We start from the raw sequence: 3,208 nt of genomic DNA on the forward strand, positions 1-3,208 counted from the left end.
TGCCCCTGTCCACGATTACGCAGCGCGATCGCGGGACGCTGATCATGTTCGCCAATCCGCCGGAGATGGAGCGCGCGCTCGCCGGCCTCGGCCTGCGCCGCTGGCACAAATGGCGCATCATTGGCGCCTGGTCCTGGGAACTCACCGCCCCGCCCCGCCACTGGGCCCGCCAGACGCGCTATGTCTCCGAAGTCTGGGCGCCGAGCCAGTTTGTCGCCGATTCCTTCTCCAGCAAATTCGACTGCCCGGTCCGGGTTGTCCCACATTTCGTGCCGGTCTCGCCGCTCCCGCCCAGTGCGAGTGCTGCGCCGTCGGAAGACCGGCCCCTGCGGATCCTGACCCTCGCCGATGCGCGCTCCTCACTCGAGCGTAAGAACCCGGCCGCCGCGCTGCGCATGTTCCGCGCGGCCTTCCCAAATGATCAGAGCGCGGAATTTGTGTTCAAATGCCGCAACCTGTCCCTGTTTGAAGGCTATGCGAAGGAACTGCACGAAGCCGCCGCCGGCGACAGCCGCATCACCATCCTCGACCAGACCCTGACCGATCAGGACCAGGCCGCCCTGCTGGACCGCGCCGACGTTATCCTGTCTCCGCACCGGTCCGAAGGCTTTGGCGTGCACCTTGCCGAAGCCATGGCGCGCGGCAAGAGCGTGGTGGCGACCGGCTGGTCAGGCAATCTCGAATTCATGTCCGAGGAAGGCTCCGTCCTCCTGCCCTACGAGCTTCAGCCCGTACGCGATTCCACCGGCGTGTACCGGCCGGGCGAAGGCACGTTATGGGCCGAGGCGGATTTCGAGGCCGGCGTCGAAGCGTTGCGCGGCCTGGCCGCCAGCCCCGACCGGCGGGCGAAGTTCGCCATAACCGGGCCGCAGACCATTGCCCGCCGGCTCAGCTCCGGCATCTACCACGACGCCGTTCTCGCCCGCGCGCCCACCGCCACGGCTGCGGCCTGAAAATAAACCACCCATCGAACATTTGCCCCTGCCTCCGGCCCCCGCCAGAGCGCGATATCTCTGTTCAGAAGCTTGCGCCGCACGCGGCGGCATGGTACCCGCGCCCAATCATATAAAGGAATGTTGATATGACCACTGAAGCGGCCACCAAAGACTATTTCGTCAAGGATATCTCGCTGGCGGAGTATGGCCGTAAGGAAATCACCATCGCCGAAACCGAAATGCCGGGCCTGATGGCCGCGCGCGAGGAGTTCGGCCCGACCCAGCCGCTCAAGGGCGCGCGCATCTGCGGCTCGCTGCACATGACGATCCAGACCGCCGTGCTGATCCAGACCCTCGAAGCGCTCGGCGCCCAGGTCCGCTGGGTCTCCTGCAACATCTACTCGACCCAGGATCATGCCGCCGCCGCCATCGCCGATGCCGGCACTGCCGTCTTCGCCTACAAAGGCGAAACGCTGGAAGAATACTGGGACTTCACCGACCGCATGTTCCAATGGCCGGATGGCCAGGGCCCGAACCTCATCCTCGATGATGGCGGCGACGCGACCATGTACCTTATCCTCGGCGAGAAAGCCGAAACCGACCCGGCCTTCCTTGAGAAGCCAACCTCGGAAGAAGAGAAATACTTCTTCGCCCAGATCAAGAAGCGCCTCAAAGCCTCGCCCGGCTGGTTCAAGAAAACCAAGGCCGGCATCCGCGGCGTCTCCGAAGAAACCACCACAGGCGTCAACCGTCTGTACCAGCTGGAAAAGAAGGGCGAGTTGCCTTTCCCCGCCATCAACGTCAACGACTCCGTCACCAAGTCGAAATTCGACAACAAATATGGCTGTAAAGAGTCGCTCGTTGATGCGATCCGCCGCGGCACGGATGTCATGATGGCCGGCAAGCAGGCCTTCGTCGCCGGCTACGGTGATGTCGGCAAAGGCTCCGCCGCCTCGCTCGCCGGCTCCGGTGCCCGCGTGGCCGTCTCCGAAGTCGACCCGATCTGCGCGCTTCAAGCCGCCATGGACGGCTTCGAAGTCACCACGATGGACGAGGCCGCCCCGCGCTTCGACATCTTCGTCACCGCGACCGGCAACAAGGACATCCTGACCGTCGACCATATGCGCGCGATGAAGGACATGGCGATCGTCTGCAATATCGGCCACTTCGACAACGAGATTCAGGTCGAAGGCCTCCGGAACTTCCAGTGGACCAACATCAAGCCCCAGGTCGACATGATCACCTTCCCGGATGGCAAGCGCATCCTGCTCCTGTCCGAAGGCCGCCTCGTCAATCTCGGCAATGCCACCGGCCATCCGAGCTTCGTGATGTCGGCGAGCTTCACCAACCAGACCCTCGCCCAGATCGAGCTCCACCTGCGCGCCGATCAGTATGAGAACAAGGTCTACACCCTGCCGAAGCACCTCGACGAGAAAGTCGCGATGCTCCACCTCGACAAGCTGGGCGTGAAGCTCACCAAGCTGTCGGACGAGCAGGCGTCCTATATCGGCGTCGAGTCTGAAGGCCCCTTCAAGCCGGAACATTACCGCTACTGATACGGCCTTCACAGGATACGCGGGCGTGCCGCAGACATTCATTCTCACCCTGAACTGCCCGGACCGGGTCGGCATCGTTGCCGGCCTGGCGCGGGTGATGGAGCAGCACGCCTGCTTCATCATCGCCTCGCGCACCTTCGGCGATCCGGACACAGAGCGCTTCTTTGCCCGCCTCGTCTTCTCGCCGCCCGGCAATGGTGACACGGTCGAGCGCCTGATAGTTGACCTCGAAAGTCTGGGCACGGAGCTGTCGGCCGACTGGCAGGTGCGGCCCTCCGGCGAGAAGATGCGCACCCTGCTGCTCGTGTCGAAGTCAGACCATTGCGCCAACACGCTGCTCTACGCCGCCCGGCGCGGGGAGCTGCCGATCGAGATCACCGGAATCGTCTCCAATCATGACACGCTGAAAGCCAGCTTCGCGCATTGGGGCCTGCCCTGGTTCCATGTGCCGGTCACAGCGGCCACCAAGCCGCAGGCCGAGGCCCGCCTCTTCGATCTCATCGCGGAGACCGGCTCGGAACTCGTCGTGCTCGCCCGTTACATGCAGGTGCTCAGCGAGGACGCCTGTGCGCGGCTCGCCGGCCGCGTCATCAACTTCCACCATTCCTTCCTGCCCGGCTTCAAGGGCGCCAGGCCCTATCACCAGGCCCATGCCCGCGGCGTGAAGGTGATCGGCGCGACCGCCCACTACGTCACCGCCGATCTCGATGAAGGCCC

3 protein-coding genes are annotated in these 3,208 nt (G+C 64.2%); all 3 read left to right on the forward strand.

The window, feature by feature from the left end; genetic code table 11:
• On the forward strand, window positions 1–953 hold a 953-nt coding region (locus ACK4SV_RS16370; protein ID WP_409918910.1), incomplete at its 5' end, for a glycosyltransferase.
• 128 nt (window positions 954–1,081) lie between these two features.
• The gene (ahcY, locus tag ACK4SV_RS16375; RefSeq protein WP_409918911.1) at window positions 1,082–2,491 is read left to right on the forward strand and encodes an adenosylhomocysteinase; all 1,410 of its coding nucleotides are present in this window, start codon (window positions 1,082–1,084) and stop codon (window positions 2,489–2,491) included.
• A 25-nt stretch (window positions 2,492–2,516) separates the two neighbouring features.
• The coding region (locus ACK4SV_RS16380) for a formyltetrahydrofolate deformylase (RefSeq protein ID WP_409918912.1) at window positions 2,517–3,208 on the forward strand (692 nt) is incomplete at its 3' end.

The organism is Hyphomonas sp. (assembly GCF_046313735.1).
Taxonomy (GTDB): domain Bacteria; phylum Pseudomonadota; class Alphaproteobacteria; order Caulobacterales; family Hyphomonadaceae; genus Hyphomonas.